Source organism: Streptomyces sp. NPDC053493, from assembly GCF_044544825.1.
Lineage (GTDB): Bacteria > Actinomycetota > Actinomycetes > Streptomycetales > Streptomycetaceae > Streptomyces.
The window spans coordinates 587,856-604,455 of the sequence record NZ_JBITXS010000001.1 but is presented as its reverse complement, the minus strand read 5'-3'; the positions used below and the strand labels follow the sequence as shown (position 1 = coordinate 604,455).

Annotated in this window: 16 protein-coding genes; 12 read left to right on the top strand and 4 right to left on the bottom strand. The window is 74.6% G+C overall.

What is annotated here, in order from left to right:
- Positions 1–108: 108 nt before the first annotated feature.
- Positions 109–840 carry a ferritin-like fold-containing protein gene (locus ACIGO8_RS02620; RefSeq protein WP_399722983.1) on the top strand — a complete coding sequence of 244 codons (732 nt, stop codon included), beginning with the start codon at positions 109–111 and terminating at the stop codon, positions 838–840.
- 109 nt (positions 841–949) lie between these two features.
- Here ACIGO8_RS02620 and ACIGO8_RS02615 read toward each other — a convergent pair whose 3' ends face one another.
- The 4 genes from ACIGO8_RS02615 to ACIGO8_RS02600 form a co-directional block, all read right to left on the bottom strand.
- Complete coding sequence (locus ACIGO8_RS02615; RefSeq protein WP_399722982.1) at positions 950–1,219, bottom strand: hypothetical protein; 270 nt, start codon at positions 1,217–1,219, stop codon at positions 950–952.
- A 211-nt stretch (positions 1,220–1,430) separates the two neighbouring features.
- Positions 1,431–1,658: a DUF3107 domain-containing protein gene (locus ACIGO8_RS02610; RefSeq protein WP_399722980.1), complete on the bottom strand. Its 228-nt coding sequence runs from the start codon at positions 1,656–1,658 to the stop codon at positions 1,431–1,433.
- A 136-nt stretch (positions 1,659–1,794) separates the two neighbouring features.
- Positions 1,795–2,454 (bottom strand): TetR/AcrR family transcriptional regulator, encoded by a 660-nt coding sequence (locus ACIGO8_RS02605; protein ID WP_399722978.1) that lies wholly within the window; start codon positions 2,452–2,454, stop codon positions 1,795–1,797.
- A gap of 261 nt (positions 2,455–2,715) precedes the next feature.
- Positions 2,716–2,931: a hypothetical protein gene (locus ACIGO8_RS02600; protein ID WP_399722976.1), complete on the bottom strand. Its 216-nt coding sequence runs from the start codon at positions 2,929–2,931 to the stop codon at positions 2,716–2,718.
- A 150-nt stretch (positions 2,932–3,081) separates the two neighbouring features.
- On the opposite strand from ACIGO8_RS02600, the gene ACIGO8_RS02595 reads away from it, so the two are divergent.
- The 11 genes from ACIGO8_RS02595 (at position 3,082) to ACIGO8_RS02545 (ending at position 16,545) form a co-directional block, all read left to right on the top strand.
- Positions 3,082–4,065: an alpha/beta fold hydrolase gene (locus tag ACIGO8_RS02595; protein ID WP_399722974.1), complete on the top strand. Its 984-nt coding sequence runs from the start codon at positions 3,082–3,084 to the stop codon at positions 4,063–4,065.
- Between the two features lie 8 nt (positions 4,066–4,073).
- Positions 4,074–5,396, top strand: a complete 1,323-nt coding sequence (locus tag ACIGO8_RS02590) for a DUF3152 domain-containing protein (RefSeq protein ID WP_399722972.1) — start codon at positions 4,074–4,076, stop codon at positions 5,394–5,396.
- Between the two features lie 101 nt (positions 5,397–5,497).
- Complete coding sequence (locus ACIGO8_RS02585; protein WP_399722970.1) at positions 5,498–5,593, top strand: Ms4533A family Cys-rich leader peptide; 96 nt, start codon at positions 5,498–5,500, stop codon at positions 5,591–5,593.
- 161 nt (positions 5,594–5,754) lie between these two features.
- On the top strand, positions 5,755–7,485 hold the full coding sequence (locus ACIGO8_RS02580) for an ABC transporter substrate-binding protein (RefSeq protein ID WP_399722968.1): 1,731 nt from the start codon (positions 5,755–5,757) through the stop codon (positions 7,483–7,485).
- A gap of 53 nt (positions 7,486–7,538) precedes the next feature.
- Positions 7,539–8,639: an ABC transporter permease gene (locus ACIGO8_RS02575; protein ID WP_399724278.1), complete on the top strand. Its 1,101-nt coding sequence runs from the start codon at positions 7,539–7,541 to the stop codon at positions 8,637–8,639.
- Complete coding sequence (locus ACIGO8_RS02570) at positions 8,636–9,625, top strand: ABC transporter permease (RefSeq protein WP_399722966.1); 990 nt, start codon at positions 8,636–8,638, stop codon at positions 9,623–9,625. Before ACIGO8_RS02575 ends, ACIGO8_RS02570 begins: the two co-directional genes overlap by 4 nt.
- Entirely contained in the window at positions 9,622–11,358 is a 1,737-nt protein-coding gene (locus ACIGO8_RS02565; RefSeq protein WP_399722965.1) for a dipeptide ABC transporter ATP-binding protein, read from the top strand. The genes ACIGO8_RS02570 and ACIGO8_RS02565 overlap by 4 nt, the downstream gene beginning before the upstream one ends.
- A 194-nt stretch (positions 11,359–11,552) precedes the next feature.
- A complete protein-coding gene (locus tag ACIGO8_RS02560) occupies positions 11,553–13,358 on the top strand; it encodes a DUF3492 domain-containing protein (protein ID WP_399722964.1) in 1,806 nt (601 codons plus the stop codon).
- Positions 13,359–13,371: 13 nt separating this feature from the next.
- Positions 13,372–14,685 (top strand): hypothetical protein, encoded by a 1,314-nt coding sequence (locus ACIGO8_RS02555; RefSeq protein ID WP_399722962.1) that lies wholly within the window; start codon positions 13,372–13,374, stop codon positions 14,683–14,685.
- A 172-nt stretch (positions 14,686–14,857) separates the two neighbouring features.
- A complete protein-coding gene (locus tag ACIGO8_RS02550) occupies positions 14,858–15,820 on the top strand; it encodes an NAD-dependent epimerase/dehydratase family protein (RefSeq protein ID WP_399722960.1) in 963 nt (320 codons plus the stop codon).
- The gene (locus ACIGO8_RS02545) at positions 15,808–16,545 is read left to right on the top strand and encodes a spherulation-specific family 4 protein (protein WP_399722959.1); all 738 of its coding nucleotides are present in this window, start codon (positions 15,808–15,810) and stop codon (positions 16,543–16,545) included. The genes ACIGO8_RS02550 and ACIGO8_RS02545 overlap by 13 nt, the downstream gene beginning before the upstream one ends.
- Positions 16,546–16,600 lie beyond the last annotated feature (55 nt).

Here is a 16,600-nt window from a genome sequence, read left to right as displayed (position 1 = left end):
TGTACCCCGGAATCGCGCATGTGTGTTGGGAGAATTCCCGACGAGGCCACCGTCACAGTCACCCACCGGGGCCCGGGCCGTCCGGCGGAGCGGGCTATTGTGCGCTTCATGGAGACGCCTGACAACGCCACACCCACCGGTATCGCCGCCCAGGACTGGGCGACGGCCTCCGCCGTACCGCAGTACCGCGCCGCCGTCATCGACCTGCTCGGCGCGCTGGCCTACGGCGAGCTCGCGGCCTTCGAGCGGCTCGCCGAGGACGCCAAGCTGGCGCCGACCCTCGCGGACAAGGCGGAGCTGGCGAAGATGGCCTCCGCCGAGTTCCACCACTTCGAGCAGCTGCGCGGCCGGCTCGCCGCCGTGGACGCCGAGCCGACGGCCGCGATGGAGCCGTTCGCCAAGGCGCTCGACGACTTCCACCGCCAGACCGCGCCGTCGGACTGGCTGGAGGGTCTGGTCAAGGCGTACGTCGGCGACTCGATCGCCAGCGACTTCTACCGCGAGGTCGCCGCCCGCCTCGACGCCGACACCCGCGCCCTGGTGCTCTCCGTGCTCGACGACACCGGCCACGGCAACTTCGCCGTGGAGAAGGTGCGCGCGGCGATCGACGCCGACCCGCGCGTCGGCGGCCGGCTCGCCCTGTGGGCCCGCCGGCTGATGGGCGAGGCCCTCTCCCAGGCGCAGCGCGTGGTCGCCGAGCGCGACGCGCTGTCGACGATGCTGGTCGGCGGTGTGGACGGGATGGCCGCGGGCTTCGACCTCGCCGAGGTCGGCCGGATGTTCTCCCGGATCACCGAGGCGCACACCAAGCGCATGGCGGCGCTGGGTCTCGCGGCCTGACGGACCCGCTCGGACTCGACCCGCCCGGACCGGACCCGCTCGGACCAAACCGGTTCGGACGCGCTCGGACCGGATCCGCTCGAACCCGACGCGCTCGGACCCGACCCGCTCAGGCCGCGGCTGATCGGCGCAGTCGGCGCGAGGCGGGGCGCAGCAGCAGCGACAGCAGCACCGCCGCCACGGCGACGGCGCCGATCAGGGTCGCGAGGAAGTGTCCCGGCCCGAGCGCGCCGTGCGTCACCAGGGCGCCGAATACTCCGCCCAGTGTGCCCGTGGCGAGGACGCGACCCCGTGCGGGGAGGCGGTCGGAGAGCCGGTGCACGGCGGCCCAGGCCAGGGCGAATCCGAGCAGGGCGGAACCGAGGGCTTCCAGGAACACGGCGAATCACCTCGCGTGGGGTGCGGGGCGGGCAGTTCGGTCACACCCGTCCTACCCGGTCACTCCGGATGACAATCCTCCCCGTACCCCCTGACGTGGGCAGACAGGTGAGGACGCCCCACGAAGCGGCCGCGGACGCGGGCGAACGAAAGGCCCGGTGGACGCGGAGTCCACCGGGCCTTCGCCGCTTCCGCGGGCCTTCAGATGTCGCTCAGAGCGCGCCGAAGCCCACCCGGCGCACCGCCGGCTCGCCGATCTCGACATACGCGATCTTGTCGGCCGGCACCAGGACCTTGCGGCCCTTCTCGTCCGTCAGGCTGAGCAGCTGCGCCTTGCCGGCCAGCGCCTCGGCCACCGCGCTCTCGACTTCCTCGGCGGACTGCCCGCTCTCCAGCACGATCTCCCGGGGTGCGTGCTGCACGCCGATCTTGACCTCCACGGCTATGTCCCTCCGAACGGTCAGCCTTGCGCGTGGGTCCCGCGCCGTACCTGCCACACATTAGCCCGGTGAGGGGACGGACACGGTGCGGGCTCGGAACGCCAAGAGCGAACAGCCGCCGCCGCGGCCGTCCGGCTCAGTGGCCTTCGGCGCTCAGCTGCCCGTCCGCGCCGTGCAGCGGGAAGCCCGCGATGCCGCGCCAGGCGAGCGAGGTGAGCAGGGCGACCGCCTTGTCCCGGGCGACCGGCGACTCGCTGGAGAGCCAGTAGCGGGCGACGACCTGCGAGACGCCGCCGAGACCCACGGCGAGCAGCATGGACTCGTCCTGGGACAGGCCGGTGTCCTCGGCGATCACCTCGGAGATCGCCTCCGCGCACTGCAGCGAGACCCGGTCGACGCGCTCGCGCACGGCGGGCTCGTTGGTCAGGTCGGACTCGAAGACCAGCCGGAAGGCGCCGCCCTCGTCCTCCACGTACGCGAAGTAGGCGTCCATGGTGGCCGCGACCCGGAGCTTGTTGTCGGTGGTGGACGCCAGGGCGGTGCGCACCGACAGGAGCAGGGCCTCGCAGTGCTGGTCGAGCAGGGCGAGATAGAGCTCGAGCTTGCCCGGGAAGTGCTGGTAGAGCACCGGCTTGCTGACGCCGGCCCGCTCGGCGATGTCGTCCATGGCGGCCGAGTGGTACCCCTGGGCGACGAACACCTCCTGGGCCGCGCCGAGGAGCTGGTTGCGTCGGGCACGGCGCGGCAGGCGCGTGCCCCGCGGGCGTGCTGCCTCTGTCTGCTCGATGGCGCTCACGCCGCCTCCCAAAAATCGATCCATGCGCGCATATGCGTCGCGCCGCCATCGTACTTTTGGGTAACCCGGCTGTGCGCGGTGCGAACGCAGAATTTCACGGACCGGACGCCCGGGGCGAGAGGCTTCGGGCAAGGAGATGGTCATGGAACCGAACAGAACAGCGGGCACGACTTCGGCTACCGCCGAGTAGTCATCCGCCCAGGTGGCGCCACGGATGCCCACCCGAGGGAACGCGAGAGGAGAGCGGGCCGGGGCCCGGCGTCAGCGGTAGTCGTCCTCGTCCAGCGCGACCACACGGGCCTGTTCGACCGCGTCCGCGTCGTTGGCCGCGTCGTGCGGAAGCCGGCTCAGCGGCTCGTCCTCACGCTGCTGGATTTCGGTGTGCTGTTCGGCCGCGTCGGCCTCCGGGATCTCCTGGTCGAGCACGTCTTCCTCTTTCTCGGTGAATGTGTCCGGCTCGTCCGGGTCGACAGTCATGCGGTTCCTTCCGGCGTGCGGCGTGCGGGTCCGCGGGTCCTGTCCGATGACCCTTATCTCCGAGAGTAGGAGTTCCTCCGGCGCGCCGCACCCGAACCTGTGACGCCACCCACACACGCCCGGGCGTGATCGTCTCGTAATATCGCTGCCATGTCCTCGACCGAGCTGCCGGAAACCCGGACCGCCGCACCGCCCGCGACCCGGCCGCGCACCGTGCGGATCGCCGACGGCGAGGAGCTGCGCTCCGTGGCGCTTCCGGGGCTCACGCTGACCGTGCGCGCGCGGCCCGGCGACCGGCCGGGACTGCCGCCCGCGCTGTACGTGCACGGGCTCGGCGGTTCCTCGCAGAACTGGTCGGCCCTGATGCCGCTGCTGTCCGGCCTGGTCGACGGCGAGGCGGTCGACCTGCCCGGCTTCGGCGTCTCGCCGCCGCCGGACGACGGCAACTACTCCGTGACGGGACACGCCCGGGCGGTCATCCGGCTGCTCGACGCGGCCGGCCGCGGCCCGGTCCATCTGCTCGGCAACTCGATGGGCGGCGCGGTCGCCACCCGGATCGCCGCCGTGCGGCCCGACCTGGTCCGCACCCTCACCCTGATCTCGCCCGCCCTGCCGGAGCTGCGCGCCCAGCGCAGCGCCTGGCCGACCGCGCTGCTCGCGATGCCGGGCGTCGCCTCGCTGTTCGCCCGGCTCACCCGGGGCTGGACGGCCGAGCAGCGGGTCCGCGCCGTACTCGCCCTTTGTTACGGAGACCCGAAGCAGGTCACCGACGAGGGCCTGCGGCACGCCGTCGAGGAGATGGAGCGGCGCCTGGAGCTGCCGTACTTCTGGGACGCGATGGCGCGCTCCTCGCGCGGCATCGTCGACGCCTACACGCTGGGCGGCCAGCACGGGCTGTGGCGGCAGGCGGAGCGGGTGCTCGCCCCGACCCTGCTCGTCTACGGCGGGCGCGACCAGCTCGTCTCGTACCGGATGGCGCGCCGGGCGGCCGCCGCGTTCCGCGGCTCGCGTCTGCTGACGCTCCCGGACGCCGGGCACGTGGCGATGATGGAGTATCCGGAGACCGTCGCCGCGGCGGTACGGGAGCTGATCACCGATGCCGCGCGGGCGGCCTCGGCCGAGGGCGGGAGCTGATCCGGACCGTGGGACGACATAGTCGCAAGGGGCCCGCCGCCCCGGTGGCCGACACCGGGCAGCGGGAGGCCGAGGGGCCGGGGCCGGGGACGGGGCGACGCCGAAGGACGGAGGGCCAGCGGCCCTCGGGACCGTACGACACACCCGGACTCGGCACGCCGGGCCCGTACGACACGCCGGGCCACGGCATCCCGCAGGTCCCGCACACGCCCGCCCACGGCATCCCGCAGGCGTACGACACGCCCCGCCACGGCACTCCGCGTCACCGGGGCCCCGAGGACACCGCCGGCGCCTCCGTACGCGGCGGCCACCCGGCCCACGACGAGGGCACGCCGCGCGCCGCCCGTCGTCCCTACGGCGCCACGGCTGCCGCCACCGCGCCCGCCGGGCCCGCCGGGCCCCGCATACCCGGACAGCGCCGCCCGTCCGGTCCCGCCGGACAGCCGGTGGACACGACCGCCGGGCACCCGGAGGAGACTCCCGAGGCGGACGAGCGCCGGCAGCCCGCCAGGACCGGCGGCATGGGCCGTACGCTCACCGGCATCGCGGCCGCCGCCGTCACCACCGTCCTCGCCGTCGTCGTCGCCGGCCAGGTCACCGCCCGCGACACCGAGGCCGCGCCCCGGTCCCGCACGGCGGACGAGTCCGCCGGCCGGGACGGCGCCGCGAGCCCGGCCTCCCGTTCCGACGACCGCGCGGTCCCGGAGCGTCCGGTCGAGGCCGCGCCGCCGACGTACGAGCAGCTGATGACCCGCCAGTTCCCCATCGACCCGAAGCTGGACGCGTCGGGTGACTTCGAGGCCGTGCCCGGCTTCGACAAGGCGCCCGGAAAGGGCCGCAAGATCCGCTACCGGGTGGACGTGGAGAAGGGGCTCGGGCTCGACGGCGGACTGTTCGCGCAGGCGGTCCAGAAGACCCTCAACGACCGGCGCAGCTGGGCCGGGAACGGCGAGATGGCCTTCGAGCGGATCTCCAGCGGCCGGCCCGACTTCGTGATCACCCTGGCCAGCCCCGGGACCACCGGCGACTGGTGCCGGAAGTCCGGTCTGGACACGACCGTCGACAACGTCTCCTGCGACTCCGCCTCCACCGAGCGCGTGATGATCAACGCCTTCCGCTGGGCGCAGGGCTCGGAGACCTTCGGTCCGCAGGCCATGTACGCCTACCGCGAGATGCTCATCAACCACGAGGTCGGCCACCGGCTCGGACACGGCCATGTGAGCTGCCGCACGCCCGGCGCGCTCGCCCCGGTGATGCAGCAGCAGACCAAGTCGCTGGACATCGACGGCATCAAGTGCCGCCCCAACCCCTGGGTGCACCCCGGAAGTTGACGGGCCGTCCGATCCACGTGTGTCCGCATATCGGAACGGGCGTCTCGGAAACGGGTGTCCGCGCGTTGACATCACCCGGACGGTCGTCCATATTTCTCGGCATGTCGCACCGTCCCGTCGCCTCCGATCGCGCCGCCCTTGAGCTGGCGCTCTTCGGCGTGACCGGACACGCGGTCGCCGACATCCTCTGTCGCTGACGCAGCCCGCGCGCACGTCGGCCCTTTCCTCATCGCCGCTTCCTCCCGCGCCCGGGTTCTTCTCCGCGGGCGCGCGCATCCCTCCTCGTTTCGGGCTGTTTCTCCGTGCCTGCGGAATTCCCTTTCCCATTCCCGCAGTTCACCTGGAGAGGCTTCCTCCGATGCGTCCATCGTCCGTCATCTCGCGCCGCGTGGCAGCGGCCGCCGTCAGTCTCGTCCTGGCCTCGGGCGCCGCCGCCTGCGCCGGACCGCAGGACGCCGCCGGCAACGGCACCGCCGGCAAGGGCGCGGACGGCGCGCCGCGCAAGGGCGGCACCCTCACCGTCCTCAACGCCGAGGCCCAGAGCGACTTCGACCCGGCCCGGCTCTACACCTCCGGCGGCGGCAACGTCCCCTCCCTCGTCTTCCGTACGCTCACCACCCGCAACCGCGAGGCGGGCGCCGCCGGCACCAAGGTCGTCCCCGACCTCGCCACCGACACCGGCCGCCCCAACAAGGACGCCACCGAGTGGACGTTCACCCTCAAGGACGGGCTGAAGTACGAGGACGGCACGCCCGTCACCAGCGCCGACGTCAAGTACGGCATCGAGCGCTCGTTCGCCGCCGAACTCTCCGGCGGCGCGCCCTACCTGCGCGACTGGCTCGTCGGCGGCGACACCTACCAGGGCCCCTACAAGGACCCGAAGGGCCTCGCCTCCGTCGTCACGCCCGACCCGAAGACCATCGTCTTCAAGCTGCGCAAGCCCGAGGGCGAGTTCCCCTTCGTCGCCACCCAGACGCAGTTCGCACCCGTTCCCAAGGCCAAGGACACCGGCGCCAAGTACGAGGATCACCCGGTCTCCTCCGGCCCGTACAAGGTCGTCAAGAACGAGAACGACGGCGAGCACCTCGTCCTGGAGCGCAACCCGCACTGGGACCCGAAGACCGACGCCGAGCGCAAGGCCTACCCGGACCGGATCGACGTCCGCTCCGGCCTGGACGAGGCCGTCATCAACCAGCGGCTGGCCACTTCCGCCGGCGGCGACGCCTCCGCCGTCACCACCGACACCAACCTCGGCCCCGCCGAACTCGCCCAGCTCGGCTCGGACAAGGAGCTGACCTCCCGCGTCGGCACCGGCCACTTCGGCTTCACCAACTACATCGCCTTCAACCCGAAGGTGAAGCCCTTCGACAACATCAAGGTCCGCCAGGCCATCTCCTACGCGGTCAACCGCACCAGCGTCGTCAACGCCGCCGGCGGCTCCGCGCTCGCCGAGCCCGCCACCACCTTCCTGCCCGAGCAGAAGGCCTTCGGCTTCACCGCCTACGACCACTTCCCGGCGGGCCCGGCCGGCAACCCGGCCAAGGCCCGGGAACTCCTGAAGGAGGCCGGCTATCCGAACGGCCTGACCGTCACGCTGCTGCACTCCACCGCCCAGAACCGCACCACCAGCCCCGAGATCGCCACCGCCGTCCAGGAGGCGCTCGCCAAGGCCGGCATCACGGTCAAGCTCGACGGCCAGGAGCCCAACTCCTTCAACGAGAAGCGCTGGAGCGTCAAGGACGCGCCCGGCTTCTTCCTCTCCCGCTGGGGCGCCGACTGGCCGGCCGGCGGACCCTTCCTCGCGCCGATCTTCGACGGCCGGCAGATCGTCACCAACGGCTCCAACTACAACCACGCCCAGCTGAACGACCCGGCGGTCAACCAGGAGATCGACGAGATCAACAAGCTCACCGACCTCACGGCCGCCGCCGCCCGCTGGGGTGCGCTCGACAAGAAGATCGGCGAGCAGGCGCTCGACGTGCCGCTCTTCCACCCCGTCTACAAGCGGCTCGTCGGCAAGAACGTCAAGAACGTCGTCATCAGCGACTGGACCGGCGTCCTCGACATCTCGCAGGTCGCGGTCAAGTGACCGCCGCCCTGACCGAACCGGCGGCCGGCACACCGGCCGGCCCGCCGGCGCCCGTGGCGGGGGCCGTCCCCGCCACGGGCGCCGCCCGGCGGGTCTGGCGGAGGCTGCGCACCCGCCCCTCCGCCCTCGCCGCCGCCGGCGTGCTCCTCCTGCTCGTCCTCCTCGCCGTCGCCGCGCCGCTGCTCGCGGCCCTCGCCGGCCAGGACCCGCACACCTACCACGACGACCTCGTCGACTCCGCCCGCGGCGGCGTCCCGTACGGCTCCTTCGGCGGGATCAGCGCCGAGCACTGGCTCGGCGTCGAACCCGGTACCGGCCGCGACCTGTTCGTCCGGCTCCTGTACGGCGCCCGGGTCTCGCTGCTCGTCGCGCTCGGCGCCACCGCCGTCCAGGTCCTCGTCGGCGTGCTCGTCGGCCTCGCCGCCGGACTCGGCAACCGCTGGGTCGACGCCGCCGTCGGCCGGATCACCGACGTGTTCCTCGCCCTGCCGTTCCTCGTCCTCGCCGTCGCGCTCACCGCCGTCGTACCCCGCGACTTCCCGCGCCCGCTGCTGCTGATCCTGGTCATCGGGCTGCTCGGCTGGGCCGGCACCTCCCGGATCGTGCGCGCCCAGACCCTCACCCTCAAGAGCCTCGACTTCGTCGCCGCCTCCCGGCTCGCGGGCTCGGGCCGGTGGCGCACCGCCCGCCGCGAGCTGCTGCCCTCGCTCGCCGCACCCGTCATCACGTACGCGGCGATCCTCGTGCCCGTCAACATCGTGGTCGAGGCGTCCCTCTCCTTCCTCGGCGTCGGCGTCACCCCGCCCACACCGTCCTGGGGCCAGATGCTGTCCACGGCGCAGACCTGGTTCCGGGCCGATCCGGCGTACGTGCTGCTGCCGGCCGGCGTGCTCTTCGTGACCGTGCTCGCCTTCACCGTCCTCGGCGACGCCGTGCGGACCGCCCTGGACCCGCGAGAGGCCGGCCGGCTCGGCGTGGGAGCGCGCGGCAACCGGACCCGGAAGGCGGGGAGGGCCGGCGCCAGGACCCGGAAGGCCGCGACGGGCGGCGCCGGGACGCGTCCGGGAGCGACGGGCGGGGCCGGGACGCGCAAGGCCGGGCCGCCCGAGGCGAGGGCGGCCGAGACCGGCGCCGACAAGGAGAAGACCTCATGACCCGCTACGTCCTGAAGCGGCTCGCGGGCGCCGCCCTCGTCCTGCTCGCGCTCTCCGTCCTCGTCTACGCCCTGTTCTACCTCGCGCCCGGCGACCCGGCCCGGCTCGCCTGCGGCGAACGCTGCAACCCGCAGCAGATCGCCCAGGTCCGCGCCCAGCTCGGCCTGAACGAGAGCGTGCCCGCCCAGTACCTGCACTTCCTCCAGGGCGTCCTCGCCGGCCGCGACTACTCCACCGGCACCGGCGTGCTGCACTGCGACGCGCCCTGCCTCGGCCTGTCGTACCAGACCGACCAGCAGGTGACCCGGCTCGTCCTGGACCGGCTGCCCGCCACCGCCTCGCTCGCGCTCGGCGCGATGGTCATCTGGCTCGTCATCGGCGTCGGCACCGGCCTGCTCTCCGCGCTGCGGCGCGGCGGGCTCACCGAGCGGACGCTGACCGTGCTCACCCTGGCCGGCACCGGCACGCCCGTCTTCATCCTCGGCCTGCTGCTGCTCATGGCCGTCTGCGCCTACCTCCGGTGGCTGCCGTTCCCGACGTACGTGCCGCTCGGCGAGGACCCCGAGCAGTGGGCCTGGAACATGCTGCTGCCCTGGCTCACCCTCGGCCTCTTCGAGTCCGCCAAGTACGCCCGGCTGACCCGGAGTTCCACCCTGGAGACGCTCGCCGAGGACCACATCCGCACCTTCCGCGCGTACGGCGTGGGCGAGCGGGCCGTGGTCACCCGGCACGCGCTGCGCGGCGCGCTGCCGCCGGTCATCGCGCTCAGCGCGATCGACCTGGGCACGATGTTCGGCGGCGCCCTGCTCACCGAGTCCCTCTTCGGCATTCCCGGTCTCGGCAAGACCCTCATCGACGGTGTCCGGCAGGTCGACCTGCCGGTCGTCGTGGGCGTGGTGCTCGTCATGGGAGTCGCCGTGGTCCTGGCGAACGTCATCGCCGACCTCCTCTACGCCGTCGCCGACCGAAGGGTGGCCCTCGCATGACCCCGCTCGTGACCGTCGACGGCCTCTGCGTCACCTTCGACGGCGCCGAGGGCACCCGCACCGGCGCCGACGACGGCGTGCGTGCCGTGGACGGCCTGTCCTTCACGCTCGAGGCCGGCCGGGCGCTCGCCCTCGTCGGCGAGTCCGGCAGCGGCAAGTCCACCGTCGCCGGCGCGCTCCTCGGCCTCCACCGGGACACCGGCGCCCGCGTCGAGGGCCGCGTCACCGTCGACGGCATCGACGTCGCGAGCGCGGGCCCGGCCGAACTGCGCGCGCTGCGCGGCGGAGTGGCGGCCATGGTCTTCCAGGACCCGCTGTCCGCGCTCGATCCGTACTACGCGATCGGCGACCAGATCGCCGAGGTGTACCGGATCCAGAACCCCGGATCCAGGAAGGCGGCCCGGGCGCGCGCCGTCGAGGTCCTCGACCGGGTCGGCATCCCCGACGCGGCCCGCCGGGCCCGCGCCCGCCCGCACGAGTTCAGCGGCGGCATGCGCCAGCGCGCGCTCATCGCCATGGCCCTCGCCCGCACGCCCAAGCTGCTCGTCGCCGACGAGCCGACCACCGCCCTCGACGTCACCGTCCAGGCGCAGATCCTCGACCTGCTGCACGAGCTGCGCCACGAGACCGGGATGGGACTGCTGCTCGTCACGCACGACGTGGGCGTGGCGGCCGAGAGCGTCGACGAGGTGCTCGTGATGCGCGGCGGACGCGCGGTCGAACGCGGGCCCGTGGCCCGGGTGTTCGGCGCGCCCGCGCAGCCGTACACCCGCGAACTGCTCTCCGCCGTCCCCCGGCTCGACGGCCCGGTGCGGACGGGGCCGGCGCGGACGGGGCCGGTGCGGACCGGCCCGGCGCGCGCCGCCGGAAAGCCGCCGGGCGGGCCGGCGGGGGAGCCGGCGGGAGAGCCGCTGCTCGAAGCGGTCGGTCTGCGGCGGGAGTTCGGGCGCGGCCGGTCCCGTACCACCGCCGTCGACGGCGTGTCGCTGACCGTGCGCGCCGGCGAGACCCTGGGCGTCGTCGGCGAGTCCGGCAGCGGAAAGACCACGCTCGGCCGGATGCTCGTCCGGCTCCTCGACCCGACCGACGGGCAGCTGCGCTACGACGGGACCGACATCGGGCGCCTGTCGGAGAAGGAACTGCGGCCGCGCCGGCGCGAGCTGCAGATGGTCTTCCAGGACCCGGTCTCCTCGCTCAACCCGCGCCGCTCGGTGGGCGAGTCGATCGCCGACCCGCTGCGCGCGGCGGGCACGCTCGACGACACGCGCGTACGCGCCCGGGTGCGCGAACTGCTCGACCGGGTCGGCCTCGACCCCGACCGCTACGACGCCTACCCGCACGAGTTCAGCGGCGGCCAGCGCCAGCGCGTCGGCATCGCCCGGGCACTCGCCGCCGAGCCGCGCCTGATCGTCTGCGACGAGCCCGTCTCGGCGCTCGACGTCACCACCCAGGCCCAGGTCACCGCCCTGCTCGCGGACCTCCAGGCGGAACTCGGGCTCGCGCTCGTCTTCATCGCCCACGACCTGTCCGTCGTGCGGCAGGTCAGCGACCGGGTCGCGGTGATGCGCCGGGGCCGGATCGTCGAACAGGGCACGGTCGAGGAGGTGTACGCGGCGCCCCGCGACCCCTACACCCGCGCCCTGCTCGCCGCCGTCCCGTCCCTCGACCCGGTGCTCGCCGCCGAGCGCAGGGAACGGCGCCGGACCCTCGCCGAGGACCCGGTCGCGGCCTGACCCAGGGTGACCGAACCACCTCGTAGCGCGACGGAACGCTACCGGGGTGCGAAAGTTACGTGCATTCACCCCTTCCGGTGGTGCGACGGACAACCGTCCGTCGCACCACCGTCACATCCGCTTACGTTTCTACCCGCTGCGGGTCACCGGACCGAACGGTGGCCGCCGTCACGGGAGAACGGGGGTGTGTGCTCATGCGGATCGGACTGCTCACGGAGGGTGGCTACCCGTACGCGACGGGCGAGGCCGCCCTCTGGTGCGACCGCCTCGTCCGCGGGCTCGCCCCGCACGAGTTCGTCCTCTACGCCCTCGGCCGCGACCCCGGCCAGGATCCCGCCGGCCTGCTCCCGCTCCCGCCCAACGTGCGCGGCGTGCGCACCGCGCCGCTGTGGGCGGCCGGGAGCGACGGGCGCGGCCACGGCCGGCGCGGGCACGGACGGCGCGAGCGGCGCCGCTTCGAGGCGGCGTTCAAGGAACTCGCGGACGGCGTCTGCGCCGAACCGGGACCGGCCCGCGGCCCGTACGGCGGACCGGCCACGGGCGGCCCGGCCACGGGCGGCGCTGCCCCGGGCGGCATGGCCGCGAGCGGTGCTGCCGACGGCGCGCGCGACGAAGGCGCCGAGCGGTTCGCCGCCGGCCTGTACGCGCTCGCCGAACTCGCCCGCGACCACGGCGGTCTCGCCGCGTCCCTGCGCTCCGAGACCGCCGTCCGCGTCCTGGAGTCCGCCTGCCGCGCGCCCGGCGCACGCCGCGCCGTGGCCGGCGCCACCGTTCCCGACCAGCTCGCCTTCACCGATCAGCTGGAGCGCGCCCTGCGCCCGCTCTCCCTCGACTGGTACGACGAGGACGACGGGCCCGCGGCACGCACGGGCGGTACGGCCGCGGGCGGTGCGCCCGGCGGCGGGACGGCCGGCGGCCTCGGACTCGTCGACCTCTGCCACGCGGCCTCCGCCGGAGCCGCGGCTCTCCCGGGCCTGCTGGCCAAACGCTTCTTCGGCACCCCGCTCCTCGTCACCGAGTACGGCGTCCAGCTCCGCGCCCACTACCTCGCCGCCACCGGAGCACCTCTCGCCACTCCCGTACGCGCCCTGCTCGCCGCCTTCCACGGACGGCTCGCCGGCGAGGTCTACCGGCGGGCCGACCTCCTCACCCCGGGCAACACCCACGCCCGCCGCTGGCAGGAGCGGTGCGGCGCCGACCGGGCCCGGCTGCGCACGGTCCATCCCGGCATGGACGCCGAGCGCTTCGCCGAGGTCGGCGAGGACGAGGAGAGCGGCGACCCGGCGACCCTCGCCTGGATCGGCCGCGTCGAACCCGCCAAGGACCTCGTCGGCCTGCTCCACGCCTTCGCCGAGGTCCGGCGCCGGCAGCCGGACGCCCGGCTGCGGGTCATCGCCGCGCCGGTCCGCGAAGCCGGCGCCGCCGCCTACCTCGCGCACTGCCGCGGCCTCGCCGAACAGCTCTTCCCCGACGAGGCGGCCGGCGCCCACGCCGTCGGCGAGAACCCCGTCTCCTTCGAGGAACTCGGCGGACCCGAGGCACCCACCCTGGAGGACGCCTACGCCGCCAGCGCCGTCGTCGTCCTGTCCAGCGTCGTCGAGGGCTTCCCGGTCGGCCTCGTCGAGGCCATGTTCTGTGCCCGCGCCACCGTCTCCACCGACGTCGGAGCGGTCGTCGAGGTCATCGGCGGCACCGGCCTCGTCGTCCCGCCGCGCAACCCCAAGGCCCTCGCCGACGCCTGTCTCGCGCTGCTGCGCGACCCCGAGCGCCGCTACCGCCTCGGCGCCGCCGCCCGCGCCCGCGCCCTGGAGCTGTTCACCGTGGAACAGAACCTCGCGGCGTTCCGCGGCATCTATCTGGAACTTCTCTCCCACGCCCCGGTCCGCCGCCGCACCACCCGCGGCGTGCCCTTCGCGCACCCGGCCGAGGCCCATGTGCCGGGCAGCTGGGCCGACCAGCCGGTCACCGCGACGGCCGGCACGGGAGATCCCGATGCCTGAAGGAGGCACAGCCATGCGCGGCCCCGCCGCACCCGTCAGCCCCGGCCCCTGGGACTCGCGTTCCGAGGCCCTGCTCAAGGCCTCCGCCCTCGCCGCGCCGGCCCTCGCCCCACCCGCCGCCACCGGCAACACCGGCACCGGCACCACCGTGCCGGCCGCCGCGGCCCCGCCCGCCGAAGCGATTCACCAGCCCGCCGCCGCACCGCGCGCCCGGCGCGGCCCCGCCGACCCCGTCAAAGCCCTGATGCACCGCCACCGCGAGCTGTGCGAACGGGCCGTCGACGCCCTGGAGATCGCCGCCGGCCTCGAAGCCCACGGCGTCACCGACCGCACCGCCGCCCGCTTCCGGCACCGGGACGTCTTCTCCCTCGCCGAGGAGCTGTACGCCCGCGTCCCGCGCCACGAAGGACCCTCGGCCCGTCCCGCCGCCGCGCCGGCCGAGCCGGACGGCGCGCCCTGGACCTGGGCGCTCACCGCCTGCGCCCCGGGCGCCGTCGCCGTCCTCGGCACCGCCGCACTCGCCCTCACCACCGGTGCCGTCCGCGCCGCCGCCGGCGTCCTCGCGGCCCTCGGCCTCGCCGCCGCGCTCCTCCTCGCCGCCCACCGCGGCCCGCTGCGCGCCCGCGGCCGCACCGCGCCCGCCGCCCGCCTGTGGACCCTGGGACTGCTCGGCTACGCGGCGGCCGGCGACGGACTCCTCGACCAGCTGCTCAGCGGCGGACCGGACGGGCCGCCCGCCGTCGTCACCGTCCTGGACGGCCCGGCCGGGGCCGGCTGGGCGTTCGACACCGGCCCGCTGCTCGCCCTCGCCCTCTCCGTCGCGCCCGCCGCCTGCTGCGCCCGGCTCTTCGCGGCCCGCGCCCGCCGCAGACTGGCCGCGAGCCGGGGCCTGGACGACTTCGCGGCCGCCACCCGGCCGCTGCTCCTCGGCAGCGTCGCCCTCCACCTCGCCGCGCTCGCCGGGCTGCTCCTCCTCACCGGCTTCCACCCCGGCGCCCTCGCCCTCGGATCGCTGCTCCTGACCGCCCGGCTCCTCGTCGCGCATGGCCTCCCCGAGGCCGCGTCCGGCGCCCTCGCCGCCGCCTGCGCCGCCGAGGCGCTCGCCCTCGCGAGCGTCCTCGCCGCCCGCCTTCCCGGCCTCGACGTCCTCGACGCCCCGGTCCGCGCCGCCGTCCGGCTCGGCGGACCCGGCGCCGTCGCCGTCCTGGTCTGCGGCGGCGCGGCCCTCGTCCTCCTCGTCCACGCGATCGCCGCCCTCTCCCGGGCCTCGGCCCACGCCCGAGAGCACCGCGCCCGAGAGCACCACGCCCAGGAGCCCCACGCCTGAGAGCCCGAGCCCACCCGAGAGTCCGACCTCCGGAACGCCTCACCGTCCTGGCGCACCCGCGGAGCCGACGCCGCGGGCGTGCCGCCCTTCCCAGCGAGAACTCCCAAGGAGACGAAAGAGACATGACTGCCCAAGCCCACACCACGGCCGGTCGGCACGAAGGGGCCGCACGATGAGGGTGCTGCTGCTCGGAGCCAACGGATTCATCGGCCGCTTCGTCGCCGACCGCCTCCTCGCCGATCCGGCGGTCCACCTCACCGCCCTCGGACGCGGCGACGACGCCGACGTACGGTTCGACCTCGCCAGCGGCAGCCCCGGCGCGCTGACCCGGTTCCTCGACGCCGTCCATCCCGGAGTCGTCGTCAACTGCGCCGGCGCCACCCGCGGCGGCGCCCGCGACCTGACCCGGCACAACACCGTCGCCGTCGCCACCGTCTGCGAGGCGCTGCGCCGCAGCGGCTGCGGCGCCCGCCTCGTCCAGGTCGGCTGCGCCTCCGAGTACGGGCCGAGCCAGCCCGGCTCGTCCACCGCCGAGGACGCGGTGCCCCGCCCCGGCGGCCCGTACGGCGTGTCCAAGCTCGCCGCGACCGAACTCGTCCTCGGCTCCGGCCTGGACGCGGTCGTGCTGCGGGTCTTCTCACCGGTCGGACCCGGCACGCCGGCCGGCTCGCCGCTCGGCCGGCTCGCCGAGGCGATGCGCCGCGCCATGCAGGCCGGCGACGGCGAGCTGAAGCTCAGCGGACTCGGCGTGCAGCGGGACTTCGTGGACGTCCGGGACGTGGCCCGCGCCGTGCACGCCGCCTCGCTCTCCGCCGCGCAGGGCGTGGTCAACATCGGCACCGGCCGGGCCGTGAAGCTGCGCGACGCCGCCGCCGTCCTGGCCCGCGTCGCCGGATACGCCGGGCAGCTCCACGAGATCGACGGCCCGCCGCCGCGCCCGATGATCGGCGCCCCGCGCAGCGAGGCCACCATCGCCGAGCAGCTGGCCGCCGCCCCGTACCCGTACCCGGACGGCTGCGGCCCCTGGCAGCAGGCCGACGTGCGCACCGCCCGCGACCGGCTCGGCTGGCGGCCGAGGATCAACCTGGAGGAGTCACTCGCGGACATCTGGATGGAGGCGGCATGCCGCATCTGACCGCCACCGGGACGGTCACCGGGATGGGAGTGGGCGTCCCCGGCTACGCCCACCCCCTGCTCGCACCCGTCGAATGGGCCGAACTCACCCGCCCCGGCACGCCCGTCCACTGGGCGGTGCTCAACGTGGCCGACGGCCCGGGCGCCCATCCCGACCCGCACTGCCTGGAGGCAGCGGGCAGGCTGCGCAACGCGGGCGTCCGGGTGCTCGGCCACCTCGACCTGCGCCACGGCTCGCGGCCCTTCGCCGAGGTCGTCGCGGACGCCCAGCGCTTCCTGGACTGGTACCGGGCCGACGGCTTCTACCTGGACCGCAGCCCGGCCGACCGGGCCGACCTCGCGGCGGTGCGCCGGATCGCCGCCACCCTGGAGGCGCTGCGGGACGGCGAGGTCCACCTCGTCCTCGGCCACGGCACCCACCCGTATCCCGGTTACGCGGAGGTCGCCGACCAGCTCGTCACCTTCTGCGGCGGCTGGGCGGACTACCGCTGGTCGCAGGTGGCGGAGTGGACGGCCGACCATCCCGCGCGGAAGTTCGTCCACCTGGTCCACGGGGTGCCGCGCACCCACCTGGAGGAGGCCCTGCGGATCGCCCGCTGGCAGGGCGCCGGCACGGTGTTCATGACCGACCGCAGGGGCCAGGACGGACAAAGTGACCAATTCCACGCGCTGCCCGGCTACTGGGACGAAATCGTCTCGCGTATCGGACAGGGAGTCTCGGAATGAAATAAGGCGTGGCAGGGTTACAGGGAAGAACGATGCCTGCCCCCTCCCCGCGGAC